Raw genomic sequence first — 13,566 nt, 5'->3', positions numbered from 1 at the left:
TCTCGTGACGGGGTTTCTAGAACTCGAGCCCGGCTTCGCGGGCGGCGTCGGCAAGCGCGGCGACCCGCCCCGCGTACCGGTTGCCACCGCGGTCGAAGACGACCTTCGAGACGCCGGCGGCCTTGGCCCGCTCGGCCAGCAGAGCGCCGACCTTGCCGGCCAGGGCGCTCTTGTCGCCCTCGGCGCCGCGCAGCGAGGCGTCCAGGGTCGAGGCCGACGCCAGGGTGTGACCCTTGGTGTCGTCCACGATCTGGGCGACGATGTGCCGCAGGGAACGGGTGACGACCAGGCGGGGACGCTCGGCGGTGCCGCTGACGTTCTTGCGGACCCGGAAGTGCCGGCGCGCACGCCCGACGGCGCGCTTGGCGGCGACGCCGCGGCGGCGCTTGAGCAGCGTGGCGCTCACTTCTTACCTGCCTTTCCAGCCTTGCGGCGGATGACCTCGCCCTGGTACTTCACGCCCTTGCCCTTGTAGGGCTCCGGCGGGCGGATCTTCCGGATGTTGGCGGCGACCTCGCCGACCTGCTGCTTGTCGATGCCGGCCACGTGGAACAGGGTCGGCCTCTCCACCGTGAAGGTGATGCCTTCCGGGGCGGGCACCAGGACCGGGTGCGAGAACCCGAGCGCGAACTCCAGGTCCTTGCCCTTGGCGGTGACGCGGTAACCGGTACCGGCGATCTCGAGGCTCTTGCGGTAGCCCTCGGTCACCCCGACGATCATGTTGGCGACCAGCGTACGGCTCAGGCCGTGCAGCTCCTTCGCCTTGCGCTCGTCGTTCGGCCGGTTGACGTGCAGCTCGCCGTCCTCGCCCCGCTCCGCCTTGATCGGCTCAGCGAGGACGTGGCTCAGCTCGCCCTTCGGGCCCTTGACCTTCACGGTCTGGCCGTCGATCGTGATCTCGACGCCGGCTGGCACCGGGATCGACTTACGTCCAATACGCGACATTTCTACCTGTCTCCCGTTACCAGACGAAGGCGAGGACTTCCCCGCCAACGCTCCGCTTGCGGGCCTGCCGGTCGGTGAGCAGCCCCTGGGACGTCGAAATGATCGCCACGCCCAGCCCGCCGAGCACCCGCGGGAGCCCGTCCGACTTGGCGTACACCCGGAGACCGGGCTTGGACACGCGCTTGATGCCGGCCAGGCTCCGCTCGCGGTTCTGGCCGTACTTCAGCTCGACGACCAGTCGCTTGCCGACGGCGCCCTCCTCGGGCTCCTCGACCGACCAGGTGGCGATGTAACCCTCGGCCTTGAGGACCTCGGCGATGTTCGCCTTGATCTTCGAGTAGGGCATCTTCACCTGGTCGTGGTACGCCTGGTTGGCGTTACGCAGACGCGTGAGCATGTCTGCGATCGGGTCGGTCATCGTCATGAATTCGTCAACCTTTCTCGCCGGGGTTCCCCGGGCACGGCCCGGGGCCTACGGCGAAGAGACAGTTCAGCTGACGCGCCGGAGCGCGCCGGGCTATTACCAGGAAGCCTTGGACACGCCGGGCAGCTCACCGCGGTGGGCCATCTCCCGGAGGCACACCCGGCAGAGACCGAACTTGCGGTAGACCGCCTTCGGACGCCCGCACCGCTGGCAGCGGGTGTACGCGCGAACCGAGAACTTCGGCTTCGCGGCCGCCTTGATGATCAGCGCCTTCTTGGCCATCTCAGTTCTCCTTGAACGGGAAGCCCAGGAGCTTGAGCAGCGCCCGGCCCTCGTCGTCGGTCGTGGCGGTCGTGACCACCGTGATGTCCATGCCCCGCTGGCGATCGATCTTGTCCTGGTCGATCTCGTGGAACACCGACTGCTCGGTCAGACCGAACGTGTAGTTGCCGTGCCCGTCGAGCTTGCGCCCGTCCAGACCGCGGAAGTCACGGATACGCGGCAGCGCGATCGAGAGCAGCCGGTCCAGGAACTCCCACATCCGGTCGCCGCGCAGGGTGACCTTCGCGCCGATCGGCATGCCCTCGCGGAGCTTGAACTGCGCGATGGACTTGGTCGCCTTCCGCACCTGCGGCTTCTGACCGGTGATCGTGGCCAGGTCGCGGACCGCGCCATCGATCAGCTTGGCGTCGCGAGCGGCCTCGCCGACACCCATGTTGACGACGATCTTGACCAGCCGCGGCACCTGCATGGGGTTGCCGTAGTTGTGCTGCTTCTGCAGCTCGGCCACGATCTCGTTGCGGTACCGCTCCTTGAGGCGCGGCATGGTCTTGGTTTCGGTAGCCGTGGTCATCACAGGTCCTTACCGGTGCTACGCGCGATGCGGACCTTCTGGCCGTTGTCGTCGATCCGGTAACCGACCCGGGTCGGCTTTCCGTCGGAGTCCACGACCTGCACGTTCGAGACGTGGATCGGGGCCTCCTGGGTGACGATGCCACCGGTCTTGGCGCCACGCTGGGTGGTGCTGATACGGGTGTGCTTCTTGACCCGGTTCACGCCCTCGACCAGGACCTTGTCCTGCCGCGGGTAGGCCGCGATGACCTTACCCTTGGCACCCTTGTCCTTGCCGGCGATGACGACGACCGTGTCGCCCTTCTTGACCTTCACGGTCACAACACCTCCGGCGCGAGAGAGATGATCTTCATGAACCGCTTGTCCCGCAGCTCACGACCCACGGGGCCGAAGATACGGGTACCGCGCGGGTCCCCACCGTCCTTGATGATGACGGCGGCGTTCTCGTCGAAGCGGATGTACGACCCGTCCGGCCGCCGCCTCTCCTTGGCGGTGCGAACGACGACCGCCTTGACGACGTCGCCCTTCTTCACACCGGCACCGGGGATCGCGTCCTTGACGGTTGCCACGATGACGTCGCCGATGCTCGCGTAGCGCCGACCGGAGCCACCGAGAACCCGGATGCACAGGATCTCCCGGGCACCCGTGTTGTCGGCGACGCGCAGTCGCGACTCCTGCTGAATCACGTCTATCTCCTATGTCTGCCGGTTCTCCGGCCACCCGGAGGCGGCCGGAGCCTGGCGGAACCTGCGCCCGACCATGCCGGCCGAGCTCGAGCCTTCGCTACTTGGCCTTCTCGAGGATCTCCACGAGCCGCCACCGCTTGGTGGCGGAGAGCGGCCGGGTCTCCATGATCAGGACCCGGTCGCCGATCCCGGCGGAGTTCTGCTCGTCGTGCACCTTCAGCTTGCTGGTCCGGCGCATGATCTTGCCGTACAGCGCGTGCCTGACCCGGTCCTCGACCTCGACCACAACGGTCTTTTCCATCTTGTCGCTGACCACGAGGCCCTCACGCACCTTGCGGCGGGCCCGCGCGGAGGCGGTGGTGTTCTCGCTCATGATGCAGTCACCTCAGTCGGCGCGGCAGAGAGACCCAGCTCGCGCTCACGCATGATCGTGTAGATCCGGGCGATCTCCCGACGGATGACCTGCAGCCGCCGGTTGTTGTCCAGCTGCCCGGTTGCGGCCTGCACGCGGAGGTTGAACAGCTCCGCCTTGGCCTCACGCAGCTTCGTGACCAGCTCCTCTTCGGAGAGCTCACGCAGCTCGGAAGGCTTGACGCCCGCTGCCATCAGGATTCACCCACTTCGCGCGTAACAATGCGGCACTTCATCGGGAGCTTGTGGATCGCGCGACGCATCGCCTCTCGCGCGATCTGCTCGTTGGGGAAGGACATCTCGAAGAGAACCCGCCCCGGCTTGACGTTGGCGACCCACCACTCGGGCGAACCCTTACCGGAACCCATCCGGGTCTCGGCCGGCTTCTTGGTCAGCGCCTGGTCCGGGAAGATCGTGATCCAGACCTTGCCGCCACGCTTGATGTGACGGGTCATCGCGATACGCGCCGACTCGATCTGCCGGTTGGTCACGTACGCCGGCTCGAGAGCCTGGATCCCGAACTCGCCGAACACCACGCGGTTACCACCCTTGGACGTGCCGTGGCGGTCCGGGTGGTGCGGCTTGCGGAAGCCCTTCGGGGGCTTGCGCGGCATCAGCATCTGTCAGCCCTCCTGCTGCGTTTCTGCCGGAGCGGAAGCCTTGGCGGCGACAGCAGCGCTGTCGACCGGCTCGCCGCTCGGCGTCTCGGCCTGCTGCGCGATCGTGGTCGCGGCAGCCCGGCCGGCCTCGGTGCCACCAGCCGTCGTGCCGGACGAACCCGACCGACCACGGCGCGGACGCTCCGGACGGTCGCCACGCTCACCACGACGCGGGCGGGACGGACCGGCCTCGGCCGGAGCCTCCCGGCCCGGAACCGCGTCACCCTTGTAGATCCAAACCTTCACACCGATCCGGCCGAAGGTGGTACGGGCCTCGAAGAAGCCGTAATCGATGTTGGCCCGCAGCGTGTGCAGCGGAACCCGGCCTTCGCGGTAGAACTCGGTCCGGCTCATCTCGGCGCCGCCGAGGCGACCCGAGACCTGCACCCGGATGCCCTTGCTGACCGGGTTCTTCATGGTCGACTGCATCGCCTTGCGCATCGCCCGACGGAAGCTGACCCGGCTGGACAGCTGCTCGGCCACGCCCTGGGCCACCAGCTGCGCGTCCGACTCGGGGTTCTTCACCTCGATGATGTTCAGCTGCACCTGCTTGCCGGTGAGCTTCTCCAGCTCGCCGCGGATCCGGTCGGCCTCCGCACCCTTACGGCCGATGACGATGCCCGGCCGGGCGGTGTGGATGTCGACGCGGACCCGGTCCCGGGTGCGCTCGATGTCGACCTTGGAGATGCCGGCGCGCTCGAGGCCCTTGGACATCATCCGGCGGATCTTGACATCCTCGCCGACGTAGTCCTTGTAGAGCTTGTCCGCGAACCAGCGGGACTTCCAGTCGGTCGAGATGCCGAGCCGGAACCCAGTGGGGTGAACCTTCTGACCCATTACTCGGCACCCTCCGTCTTGCTCTCCGGCTCAGCGGCCTCGGCCTGCTGCGCCGGGGCGGCCTTCTTCGCCGCGGACTTCTTCGGCGCGGCCGGTGCGACCGCCTCGACCGCCACGGTGATGTGGCACGTGCGCTTGCGGATCCGGTACGCCCGGCCCTGCGCCCGCGGCCGGAACCGCTTCATGGTCGGGCCCTCGTCGACGAACGCCTCGCTGACGAGCAGCGCATCGGGGTCCAGCCGCTCGTTGTTCTCCGCGTTGGCGATCGCGCTCGCGAGCACCTTGTACACCTGCTCGCTCGCAGCCTGCGGCGCGAACTGCAGCACCGTGAGCGCCTCCTTCGCGGGCAGGCCGCGGACGAGGTTGACCACCCGGCGCGCCTTCATCGGCGAGATGCGCACGTGCCGCGCAACCGCCCGCGCGCCCGGAAGCACCGGAGCGTCGCCCTTTCCTGGCATCGCTGTAACCCCTTGTTCCTCTATCCGTATGCCCGCGGCGTCAGCGCCGACGGCTCTTCCGGTCGTCCTTCTCGTGACCCTTGAACGTGCGGGTCAGCGCGAACTCGCCGAGCTTGTGCCCGACCATCGCCTCGGTCACGAACACCGGGACGTGCTTGCGTCCGTCGTGCACGGCGATCGTGTGACCCAGCATCTCCGGGATGATCGTCGAGCGCCGCGACCAGGTCTTGATGACGTTCTTCGAGCCCTTGTCGTTCTGCGTCTCCACCTTCTTGAGCAGGTGGTCGTCTACGAACGGGCCCTTCTTCACGCTGCGAGGCATGTCTTATCTCCCTCAGCCGCGCTTACGCGTGGCGTAGCGGCGGCGGACGATCAGCCGGTCACTCGGCTGGCCCTTACGACGGGTGCGGCCCTCGGGCTTACCCTGCGGGTTGACCGGGTGGCGACCGCCGGAGGTCTTACCCTCACCACCACCGTGCGGGTGGTCGACCGGGTTCATCGCGACACCACGGACGGTCGGGCGCCTGCCCTTCCACCGCATCCGGCCCGCCTTGCCCCAGTTGATGTTCGACTGGTCGGCGTTGCCGATCTCGCCGATGCTGGCGCGGCAGCGCACGTCGACCCGCCGGATCTCACCGGACGGCATGCGCAGGGTCGCGTACGGGCCCTCACGGCCGAGCAGCTGGATGCCGACGCCGGCCGAGCGGGCCAGCTTGGCACCGCCGCCCGGACGCAGCTCCACGTTGTGGATGGTGGTACCGACCGGGATGTTGCGCAGCGGCAGGTTGTTGCCCGGCTTGATGTCGGCGCCCGGACCGGACTCGACGGCGTCGCCCTGCTTCATGTCCTTCGGCGCGAGGATGTAGCGCTTCTCGCCGTCGGCGTAGTGCAGCAGCGCGATGCGCGCGGTGCGGTTCGGGTCGTACTCGATGTGGGCGACCTTCGCCGGCACGCCGTCCTTGTCGACCCGCTTGAAGTCGATCAGACGGTACTGGCGCTTGTGACCGCCACCGTGGTGTCGCGTGGTGATCCGGCCGTGGGCGTTGCGTCCGCCCTTCTTCGGCAGCGGAGCCAGCAGCGACTTCTCGGGCGTCGACCGGGTGATCTCGGCGAAGTCGGCGACGCTCGAGCCACGCCGGCCCGGCGTCGTCGGCTTGTACTTACGGATAGCCATTGTCTACACCCCTCAGCTGACCGGGCCGCCGAAGGCCTCGATACGGTCACCGTCAGCCAGCTTCACGATCGCCCGCTTGGTCGACTTGCGCTGACCGAACCCGGTCTTGGTGCGCTTGCGCTTGCCCTCGCGGTTGAGCGTGTTGACCGTCAGGACGCGGACGTTGAAGATCTGCTGGATAGCGATCTTGATCTCGGTCTTGTTCGCGTCCGGGTGCACCAGGAAGGTGTACCAGTTCCGGTTCAGCTCGCTGTAGCTCTTCTCCGAGACGACCGGCGCGACGATGATGTCGCGCGGATCGGCGATCGTGCTCACTTGCCACCCTCCTCGGTGGTCTCGGCGGGAACACCCAGGAACTCGTCCAGGGCGTCCTTGGTGAAGACCACGTCGTCGGCCACCAGCACGTCGTACGTGTTGAGCTGGCCGGCCTCGATCAGGTGCACCCGCGGCTCGTTGCGCAGCGACACCCAGTTCAGCTCGTCGGTGCTGCTCAGCACGACCAGCACCCGACGGGCCTCGGTCAGCTTCGCCAGCGTGGCCAGCGCGGCCTTGGTCGACGGCTTCTCGCCCGAGACGAACGCCTCGACGACGTGCACCTGGCCGGCGCGGGCCCGGTCGGAGAGGGCGCCACGCAGGGCGGCAGCCTTCATCTTCTTCGGGGTCCGCTGGCTGTAGTCGCGCGGCACCGGGCCGTGGACCACGCCACCGCCGGCGAACTGCGGCGCGCGGGTCGAGCCCTGGCGGGCACGACCGGTGCCCTTCTGCTTGTACGGCTTCCGGCCGCCGCCGGAGACCTCGCCGCGGCTCTTGGCCTTGTGCGTGCCCTGGCGGGCCGCCGCGAGCTGGGCCACCACGACCTGGTGCATCAGCGCGAGGTTGGCCTGCACGTCGAAGATGTCGGCCGGCAGCTCGACGGAGCCGCTCTTGGCGCCCTCGACGTTGCGGACGTCAACGGTGGTCACTTGGCCGCACCGCCCTTCTTCACCTTGGTCTTGGCCGCGGTACGGACCAGGACCAGCGCGCCCTTGGGGCCAGGGATGGCACCACGGACGAGCAGGAGGTTGTTCTCGGTGTCGACCGCCTGAACGGTCAGGTTCTGCACGGTGTAGCGCACGCCACCCATGCGGCCGGCCATCCGGACGCCCTTGAAGACGCGACCCGGCGTGGAGGCGCCGCCGATGGAGCCCGGCGACCGGTGCTTGCGCTCGACACCGTGGCCGGCGCCCAGGCCGTGGAAGCCGTGCCGCTTCATCACACCGGCGAAGCCCTTGCCCTTGGTCTTGCCGGTGACGTCGATCGGCATACCGGCCGGGAACTCCTCGACCGTGATCTCCTGGCCGAGCGAGTAGTCCGCGGCGTCGCTGGTGCGCAGCTCGACGATGTGCCGGCGCGGCGCGACGTCCGCCTTCGCGTAGTGCCCGCTGATCGGCTTCTTCACCTTGCGCGGGTCGATCGTGCCGTACGCCAGCTGGACCGCGGAGTAACCGTCCTTCTCGGCGCTACGAACCTGGCTGATGACGCAGGGGCCGGCCTGAACCACGGTCACGGGGACAATCTTGTTGTTGTCCCAGACCTGGGTCATGCCGAGCTTTGCGCCCAGGATCCCCTTGACTTGCCTGTCCATTTGTCCGGTCCCTACAGCTTGATCTCGATGTCGACGCCAGCCGGCAGGTCGAGGCGCATGAGCGAGTCGACCGTCTTCGGGGTCGGGTCGATGATGTCGATCAGACGCTTGTGCGTGCGCATCTCGAAGTGCTCGCGCGAGTCCTTGTACTTGTGCGGCGAGCGGATGACGCAGAAACGGTTGATCTCCGTGGGCAGCGGCACCGGGCCAGCGACCTGCGCCCCGGTACGCGTCACCGTCTCGACGATCTTCCGAGCCGAGGAGTCGACGACCTCGTGGTCATAGGCCTTGAGCCGGATGCGGATCTTCTGTCCCGCCATGGTGGCTTCTGTTCCTTCTCTCGATGCCGCTGTGTTGCGGGCGCCTGTACCGGCTGGCACAGGCCCACTTCCGCCGACCCCCGCGGTCGGGCGTGTCGCGCCCTCGGACCAGGCTCCGCCCCGGGACTCCGGAGCGATTCTCTGACCACGCGGTGGGTCAAGGCGCCGATCGCGTTTCCGCGACCTGGACGCCGTGCGAGGGTGGTTGACCGCCTAGTGGCGATCAACCACCCAACGCGCGACTGTTCGTCTCCCGGAGGTCCAGCATTCACCGGACGCAGGTGACCAACCGTCGTTACGCAACCTGACTAGTATGCCGTACGACCGACGGCGACGCTAATCGGGGTTACCCAGCTCACTTGATGATGTTGGTGACGCGACCCGCGCCGACCGTACGGCCACCCTCCCGGATCGCGAACTTGAGGTTTTCCTCCATCGCGATGGGCTGGATCAGCTTCACGGTCATCGTGGTGTTGTCGCCCGGCATGACCATCTCGGTGCCCTCGGGCAGCGTGACGACGCCGGTAACGTCCGTGGTCCGGAAGTAGAACTGCGGACGGTAGTTCTGGAAGAACGGGGTGTGCCGGCCGCCCTCCTCCTTGGAGAGGATGTAGACCGTCGCCTCGAACTCGGTGTGCGGGGTGCTGGTGCCCGGCTTGACGACGACCATGCCGCGCTCGACGTCCTCGCGCTTGATGCCACGCAGCAGCAGACCGACGTTCTCACCCGCGCGGGCCTCGTCGAGCAGCTTGCGGAACATCTCGATGCCGGTGCAGACCGTCTTCTGCGACTTCTCGCGGATGCCGACGATCTCCACCTCCTCGTTCGGCTTGAGGATGCCACGCTCGGCGCGGCCGGTCACGACGGTGCCACGACCGGTGATCGTGAAGACGTCCTCGATCGGCATGAGGAACGGCTTCTCGGTCTCGCGCTCCGGCTGCGGGATCGCGGTGTCGACGGCGTTCATCAGGTCCATGAGCTTCTCGGTCCACTCGGGGTCACCCTCGAGGGCCTTCAGCGCCGAAACCCGGACGACCGGCAGGTCGTCACCCGGGTACTCCTGCGCCGACAGCAGCTCGCGGACCTCGAGCTCGACGAGCTCCAGGAGCTCCTCGTCGTCGACCATGTCGCTCTTGTTCAGCGCCACGACGATGTAGGGCACACCGACCTGGCGGGCCAGCAGCACGTGCTCGCGGGTCTGCGGCATCGGGCCGTCGGTCGCCGCGACCACCAGGATCGCGCCGTCCATCTGCGCGGCACCGGTGATCATGTTCTTGATGTAGTCGGCGTGACCGGGGCAGTCTACGTGCGCGTAGTGCCGCGCCTCGGTCTGGTACTCGACGTGCGCGATGGAGATCGTGATGCCGCGGGCCTTCTCCTCCGGCGCCTTGTCGATCTCGTCGAAAGGCGTGTAGGGGTTGACATCCGGGTACCTGTCGTGCAGGACCTTGGTGATGGCCGCCGTCAGCGTCGTCTTACCGTGGTCGATGTGACCAATGGTGCCGATGTTGACGTGCGGCTTAGTCCGCTCGAACTTCGCCTTCGCCACTGGTGTCCTCCTGTGGACTTCTTGGTTCGTACGCCCGGCGCGCCGGTCGGCGCTTAGGACTCTGTCGACAGCCTTTCCGGCCTGACGGCCGGAGAGCTTGGTGGGTTCTGCGGCGATGAAGCCTACAGGCCCGGTCTCACGCATCCCGACCGAGGTGGCCGCGGGCGGGGAGCACCCTCCCGCGACCAGCCTCAAATCATCGGATCAACTCAGGTGAGTTTCACTCACCCGTCGCCTTGGCGATGATCTCCTTCGCGACGCTCTGCGGAACCTCTGCGTAGGAGTCGAACTGCATGCTGTAGCTAGCCCGGCCCTGGGTCTTCGACCGCAGGTCGCCGACGTAGCCGAACATCTCCGACAACGGCACCAGAGCCTTCACGATGCGGGCGCCACTGCGCTCCTCCATCGCCTGGATGATCCCGCGGCGGGAGTTGAGGTCGCCGATGACGTCACCCATGTTCTCCTCAGGAGTGGTGACCTCAACGGCCATCATCGGCTCGAGGAGAGCGGGGTCGGCCTTGCGGGCCGCCTCCTTCATCACCATCGAGCCGGCGATCTTGAATGCCATTTCCGACGAGTCGACCTCGTGGTACTGGCCGTCCAGCAGCGTCAGCTTGACACCCACCAGCGGGAAGCCGGCGAGAATGCCGTACTGCATGGCGTCCTGGGCGCCCGCGTCCACCGACGGGATGAATTCCCGGGGGATGCGGCCACCGGTGACGGCGTTGGCGAACTCGTAGGTCGGCGAGTCGTTGTCCAGCGGCAGCGGCTCGATGCTCACGATCACCCGGGCGTACTGGCCGGAACCACCGGTCTGCTTCTTGTGGGTGTACTCGATCTTCTCCACCTTGCGGCGGATCGTCTCGCGGTACGCCACCTGCGGCTTACCGATGTTCGCCTCGACGTTGAACTCGCGGCGCATCCGGTCGACCAGGATGTCCAGGTGCAGCTCGCCCATGCCGGAGATGACCGTCTGACCGGTCTCCTCGTCCAGCTTGACGCGGAAGGTCGGGTCCTCCTCGGCCAGCCGCTGGATGGCGGTGCTGAGCTTCTCCTGGTCGGCCTTGGTCTTCGGCTCGATGGCGACCTCGATGACCGGCTCCGGGAAGGTCATCGACTCCAGGATGACCGGGTTCGCCGGGTCGCACAGGGTGTCACCGGTGGTGGTCTGCTTGAGACCCTGCACCGCGATGATGTCGCCAGCCTGGGCCGAGCCGCGCTCTTCCCGCTTGTTGGCGTGCATCTGGTAGATCTTGCCGATCCGCTCCTTGCGGTCCTTGGTGGAGTTGACCACCTGGGTACCGGTCTCGACCATGCCGGAGTAGACCCGGACGTAGGTGAGCTTGCCAAGGTGCTTGTCGGTCTGGATCTTGAAGGCCAGGCCCGAGAACGGCTCCGACTTCGCCGGCTTCCGCTGCAGCGGGGTCTCGCCATCGGTGGCGGTGCCCTCGATGGCCGGGACGTCCAGCGGCGACGGCAGGAAGTCGACCACGGCGTCGAGCATGGGCTGGACGCCCTTGTTCTTGAACGCCGAGCCGCAGAGGACCGGGTTGGCCTTGCTGGCGATGGTGGCGCGCCGGATGGCGGCCTTGATCTCCGCGTCGGAGATCTCGTCGCCCTCCAGGTACTTCTCCATCACCGAGTCGTCGACGTCGGCCAGGGTCTCCATCAGCTTCTCGCGCCACTCCGCCGCGGAGTCGGCCAGCTCGGCCGGGATCTCCTCGATGGCGTAGTCCTCACCCTTCTGGGTCTCCCCGCGCCAGGTGAGGGCGCGCATGCCGATCAGGTCGACGACGCCGATGTGGTCGCCCTCGAGCCCGATCGGGATCTGGAGCACCAGCGGGGTGGCGTTGAGCCGGTCGATCATCATCTGCACGCAGCGGAAGAAGTCGGCACCGGTCCGGTCGAGCTTGTTGACGAAGCACATCCGCGGGACGTGGTACTTGTCGGCCTGACGCCAGACGTTCTCCGTCTGCGGCTCCACGCCGGCGACACCGTCGTAGACCGCGACCGCACCGTCCAGCACCCGCAGCGACCGCTCGACCTCGACCGTGAAGTCGACGTGACCGGGCGTGTCGATGATCTGGATCGTGTGGCCCTTCCACTCACACTTGGTAGCAGCGGAGGTGATGGTGATACCACGCTCCTGCTCCTGCTCCATCCAGTCCATGACGGCAGCGCCCTCGTGGACCTCACCGATCTTGTACGTGATACCGGTGTAGAACAGGATCCGCTCGGTGGTCGTGGTCTTACCGGCATCGATGTGCGCCATGATGCCGATGTTGCGTACGTTGGCGAGCGCGTCTGCGGCGGCCACTTCAATCCCTACTTATCGTCGTCTAGACACAACTGGTGGGGTTCCGGCGCCTCGTGGACGCCGGAACCGAGGTGTTACCAGCGGTAGTGCGCGAAGGCCTTGTTGGACTCGGCCATCTTGTGCGTGTCCTCGCGCCGCTTGACGGCGGCGCCGAGGCCGTTGCTCGCGTCCAGCAGCTCGTTCATCAGCCGCTCGATCATGGTCTTCTCGCGACGGGCCTTGGAGTACGTCACCAGCCAGCGCAGCCCGAGGGTGGTCGCCCGGGCGGGACGCACCTCGACCGGCACCTGGTAGGTGGCGCCACCGACACGGCGGCTGCGCACCTCGAGGGTCGGCTTGACGTTGTCCATCGCCCGCTTCAGGGTGACGACCGGGTCGGTGCCGCTCTTCTCGCGGCAGCCCTCCAGGGCGGCGTACACGATGCGCTCGGCGAGCTGACGCTTACCGCGCATCAGGATCTTGTTCACCAGCTGGGTGACCAGGGGCGAGTTGTACACCGGGTCAGCGACCAGCGGCTTCCGCGGAGCGGGTCCCTTACGCGGCATGTCAGCTCTTCTCCTTCTTCGCGCCGTAACGGCTGCGCGCCTGCTTGCGGTTGCGGACACCCTGGGTGTCCAGCGAACCGCGGACGATCTTGTACCGCACGCCGGGGAGGTCCTTCACCCGGCCGCCGCGGACGAGCACGATCGAGTGCTCCTGCAGGTTGTGACCCACGCCCGGGATGTAGGCGGTCACCTCGATCTGGCTGCTGAGCTTGACACGAGCGACCTTGCGGAGCGCCGAGTTCGGCTTCTTCGGGGTGGTGGTGTACACGCGGGTGCACACACCGCGCCGCTGAGGGGATCCCTTCAGCGCCGGGGTCTTGGTCTTGGTCGTCTTGGCCTGGCGGCCCTTTCGGACCAGCTGCTGAATGGTGGGCACCGGGTTTCTCCGCTCCCTTCGGCCGCTGCGAAGCGACCGCGCCGTCTGCTCGTAGCCGGCCTGATGGACGGCTCTCCTACATTCCAACCAGGGCCACCTGACGGCGGTCCCAGCACCCGCGGTCGGGCGTGTCGCCCGGATCACGGTCCCGATGCCGCCGCTCACGCGTCGTACCGGGTGTGTGTCCCCGGCACGCGGATCACCGAGCGCCGGTTCTTTGGCTTTGATCGTGCTCCGCGCGATCACCGGCGGACCGGTTCCAGCGCACGCACACATTGCCCGGGCTGGCCCGGGCACAAGAGGAAAGAGTACCTACCACAGCCGCGCAGGTCAAAACGGAGCGGTCCGGGAGAACTGCGTCGCAGCCTGCCGGCCTGACCCCTCGTGCC

Annotated in this window: 22 protein-coding genes; all 22 read right to left on the bottom strand. The window is 67.4% G+C overall.

What is annotated here, in order from left to right:
* Positions 1 to 16: 16 nt before the first annotated feature.
* A complete protein-coding gene (rplR, locus tag I8N68_RS00550; RefSeq protein ID WP_088960261.1) occupies positions 17 to 406 on the bottom strand; it encodes a 50S ribosomal protein L18 in 390 nt (129 codons plus the stop codon).
* The gene (gene rplF / locus I8N68_RS00545; protein ID WP_200206268.1) at positions 403 to 945 is read right to left on the bottom strand and encodes a 50S ribosomal protein L6; all 543 of its coding nucleotides are present in this window, start codon (positions 943 to 945) and stop codon (positions 403 to 405) included. Before rplF ends, rplR begins: the two co-directional genes overlap by 4 nt.
* Before the next feature lie 16 nt (positions 946 to 961).
* Positions 962 to 1,369 carry a 30S ribosomal protein S8 gene (rpsH, locus tag I8N68_RS00540; protein WP_007465270.1) on the bottom strand — a complete coding sequence of 136 codons (408 nt, stop codon included), beginning with the start codon at positions 1,367 to 1,369 and terminating at the stop codon, positions 962 to 964.
* 96 nt (positions 1,370 to 1,465) lie between these two features.
* The gene (locus I8N68_RS00535; RefSeq protein ID WP_074314593.1) at positions 1,466 to 1,651 is read right to left on the bottom strand and encodes a type Z 30S ribosomal protein S14; all 186 of its coding nucleotides are present in this window, start codon (positions 1,649 to 1,651) and stop codon (positions 1,466 to 1,468) included.
* Between the two features lies 1 nt (position 1,652).
* The gene (gene rplE, locus I8N68_RS00530; RefSeq protein ID WP_200206266.1) at positions 1,653 to 2,222 is read right to left on the bottom strand and encodes a 50S ribosomal protein L5; all 570 of its coding nucleotides are present in this window, start codon (positions 2,220 to 2,222) and stop codon (positions 1,653 to 1,655) included.
* Positions 2,222 to 2,542, bottom strand: a complete 321-nt coding sequence (gene rplX, locus I8N68_RS00525; protein WP_200206264.1) for a 50S ribosomal protein L24 — start codon at positions 2,540 to 2,542, stop codon at positions 2,222 to 2,224. Before rplX ends, rplE begins: the two co-directional genes overlap by 1 nt.
* The gene (gene rplN / locus I8N68_RS00520) at positions 2,539 to 2,907 is read right to left on the bottom strand and encodes a 50S ribosomal protein L14 (RefSeq protein ID WP_007465279.1); all 369 of its coding nucleotides are present in this window, start codon (positions 2,905 to 2,907) and stop codon (positions 2,539 to 2,541) included. The genes rplX and rplN overlap by 4 nt, the downstream gene beginning before the upstream one ends.
* A 97-nt stretch (positions 2,908 to 3,004) precedes the next feature.
* Positions 3,005 to 3,280: a 30S ribosomal protein S17 gene (gene rpsQ / locus I8N68_RS00515; protein ID WP_200206262.1), complete on the bottom strand. Its 276-nt coding sequence runs from the start codon at positions 3,278 to 3,280 to the stop codon at positions 3,005 to 3,007.
* Positions 3,277 to 3,513 carry a 50S ribosomal protein L29 gene (gene rpmC / locus I8N68_RS00510; protein WP_013288628.1) on the bottom strand — a complete coding sequence of 79 codons (237 nt, stop codon included), beginning with the start codon at positions 3,511 to 3,513 and terminating at the stop codon, positions 3,277 to 3,279. Before rpmC ends, rpsQ begins: the two co-directional genes overlap by 4 nt.
* Positions 3,513 to 3,938: a 50S ribosomal protein L16 gene (gene rplP / locus I8N68_RS00505; RefSeq protein WP_200206260.1), complete on the bottom strand. Its 426-nt coding sequence runs from the start codon at positions 3,936 to 3,938 to the stop codon at positions 3,513 to 3,515. Before rplP ends, rpmC begins: the two co-directional genes overlap by 1 nt.
* 3 nt (positions 3,939 to 3,941) lie before the next feature.
* A complete protein-coding gene (gene rpsC, locus I8N68_RS00500; RefSeq protein WP_200206251.1) occupies positions 3,942 to 4,814 on the bottom strand; it encodes a 30S ribosomal protein S3 in 873 nt (290 codons plus the stop codon).
* Positions 4,814 to 5,272, bottom strand: coding sequence for a 50S ribosomal protein L22 (rplV, locus tag I8N68_RS00495; RefSeq protein ID WP_200206249.1), 459 nt, complete (start codon positions 5,270 to 5,272; stop codon positions 4,814 to 4,816). Before rplV ends, rpsC begins: the two co-directional genes overlap by 1 nt.
* Before the next feature lie 40 nt (positions 5,273 to 5,312).
* The gene (rpsS, locus tag I8N68_RS00490) at positions 5,313 to 5,594 is read right to left on the bottom strand and encodes a 30S ribosomal protein S19 (RefSeq protein WP_200206245.1); all 282 of its coding nucleotides are present in this window, start codon (positions 5,592 to 5,594) and stop codon (positions 5,313 to 5,315) included.
* A gap of 12 nt (positions 5,595 to 5,606) precedes the next feature.
* A complete protein-coding gene (gene rplB, locus I8N68_RS00485) occupies positions 5,607 to 6,446 on the bottom strand; it encodes a 50S ribosomal protein L2 (protein ID WP_200206242.1) in 840 nt (279 codons plus the stop codon).
* A gap of 12 nt (positions 6,447 to 6,458) precedes the next feature.
* Positions 6,459 to 6,761: a 50S ribosomal protein L23 gene (gene rplW / locus I8N68_RS00480; protein WP_091317975.1), complete on the bottom strand. Its 303-nt coding sequence runs from the start codon at positions 6,759 to 6,761 to the stop codon at positions 6,459 to 6,461.
* Entirely contained in the window at positions 6,758 to 7,408 is a 651-nt protein-coding gene (gene rplD / locus I8N68_RS00475) for a 50S ribosomal protein L4 (RefSeq protein WP_200206239.1), read from the bottom strand. The genes rplW and rplD overlap by 4 nt, the downstream gene beginning before the upstream one ends.
* Positions 7,405 to 8,070, bottom strand: coding sequence for a 50S ribosomal protein L3 (gene rplC / locus I8N68_RS00470; RefSeq protein ID WP_200206233.1), 666 nt, complete (start codon positions 8,068 to 8,070; stop codon positions 7,405 to 7,407). Before rplC ends, rplD begins: the two co-directional genes overlap by 4 nt.
* A gap of 11 nt (positions 8,071 to 8,081) precedes the next feature.
* Positions 8,082 to 8,390: a 30S ribosomal protein S10 gene (gene rpsJ / locus I8N68_RS00465; RefSeq protein WP_007073037.1), complete on the bottom strand. Its 309-nt coding sequence runs from the start codon at positions 8,388 to 8,390 to the stop codon at positions 8,082 to 8,084.
* A gap of 355 nt (positions 8,391 to 8,745) precedes the next feature.
* Positions 8,746 to 9,939, bottom strand: coding sequence for an elongation factor Tu (gene tuf / locus I8N68_RS00460; RefSeq protein ID WP_200206230.1), 1,194 nt, complete (start codon positions 9,937 to 9,939; stop codon positions 8,746 to 8,748).
* A 220-nt stretch (positions 9,940 to 10,159) separates the two neighbouring features.
* Positions 10,160 to 12,256 carry an elongation factor G gene (gene fusA / locus I8N68_RS00455; protein WP_200206228.1) on the bottom strand — a complete coding sequence of 699 codons (2,097 nt, stop codon included), beginning with the start codon at positions 12,254 to 12,256 and terminating at the stop codon, positions 10,160 to 10,162.
* Between the two features lie 74 nt (positions 12,257 to 12,330).
* Positions 12,331 to 12,801, bottom strand: coding sequence for a 30S ribosomal protein S7 (gene rpsG, locus I8N68_RS00450; protein ID WP_091242043.1), 471 nt, complete (start codon positions 12,799 to 12,801; stop codon positions 12,331 to 12,333).
* Between the two features lies 1 nt (position 12,802).
* On the bottom strand, positions 12,803 to 13,177 hold the full coding sequence (gene rpsL, locus I8N68_RS00445; protein ID WP_007465318.1) for a 30S ribosomal protein S12: 375 nt from the start codon (positions 13,175 to 13,177) through the stop codon (positions 12,803 to 12,805).
* Positions 13,178 to 13,566: the final 389 nt, after the last annotated feature.

The sequence above is a fragment of the Micromonospora coerulea genome, from assembly GCF_016598485.1.
Lineage (GTDB): Bacteria > Actinomycetota > Actinomycetes > Mycobacteriales > Micromonosporaceae > Micromonospora > Micromonospora coerulea.
The sequence above is the reverse complement of the archived record's forward strand: the minus strand, read 5'-3'. Positions and strand labels throughout refer to the sequence as shown.

What these genes read in the sequence shown, in the direction of transcription:
- I8N68_RS00535 (WP_074314593.1), bottom strand. Translation starts at nt 1,651, where the DNA reads ATGGCCAAGAAGGCGCTGATCATCAAGGCGGCCGCGAAGCCGAAGTTC.
- rplF (WP_200206268.1), bottom strand. Translation starts at nt 945, where the DNA reads ATGTCGCGTATTGGACGTAAGTCGATCCCGGTGCCAGCCGGCGTCGAG.
- rplV (WP_200206249.1), bottom strand. Translation starts at nt 5,272, where the DNA reads ATGCCAGGAAAGGGCGACGCTCCGGTGCTTCCGGGCGCGCGGGCGGTT.
- rpsG (WP_091242043.1), bottom strand. Translation starts at nt 12,801, where the DNA reads ATGCCGCGTAAGGGACCCGCTCCGCGGAAGCCGCTGGTCGCTGACCCG.
- rpsQ (WP_200206262.1), bottom strand. Translation starts at nt 3,280, where the DNA reads ATGAGCGAGAACACCACCGCCTCCGCGCGGGCCCGCCGCAAGGTGCGT.
- rplC (WP_200206233.1), bottom strand. Translation starts at nt 8,070, where the DNA reads ATGGACAGGCAAGTCAAGGGGATCCTGGGCGCAAAGCTCGGCATGACC.
- rpsJ (WP_007073037.1), bottom strand. Translation starts at nt 8,390, where the DNA reads ATGGCGGGACAGAAGATCCGCATCCGGCTCAAGGCCTATGACCACGAG.
- rpmC (WP_013288628.1), bottom strand. Translation starts at nt 3,513, where the DNA reads ATGGCAGCGGGCGTCAAGCCTTCCGAGCTGCGTGAGCTCTCCGAAGAG.
- rplB (WP_200206242.1), bottom strand. Translation starts at nt 6,446, where the DNA reads ATGGCTATCCGTAAGTACAAGCCGACGACGCCGGGCCGGCGTGGCTCG.
- rpsH (WP_007465270.1), bottom strand. Translation starts at nt 1,369, where the DNA reads ATGACGATGACCGACCCGATCGCAGACATGCTCACGCGTCTGCGTAAC.
- rpsS (WP_200206245.1), bottom strand. Translation starts at nt 5,594, where the DNA reads ATGCCTCGCAGCGTGAAGAAGGGCCCGTTCGTAGACGACCACCTGCTC.
- rplP (WP_200206260.1), bottom strand. Translation starts at nt 3,938, where the DNA reads ATGCTGATGCCGCGCAAGCCCCCGAAGGGCTTCCGCAAGCCGCACCAC.
- rplE (WP_200206266.1), bottom strand. Translation starts at nt 2,222, where the DNA reads ATGACCACGGCTACCGAAACCAAGACCATGCCGCGCCTCAAGGAGCGG.
- rpsC (WP_200206251.1), bottom strand. Translation starts at nt 4,814, where the DNA reads ATGGGTCAGAAGGTTCACCCCACTGGGTTCCGGCTCGGCATCTCGACC.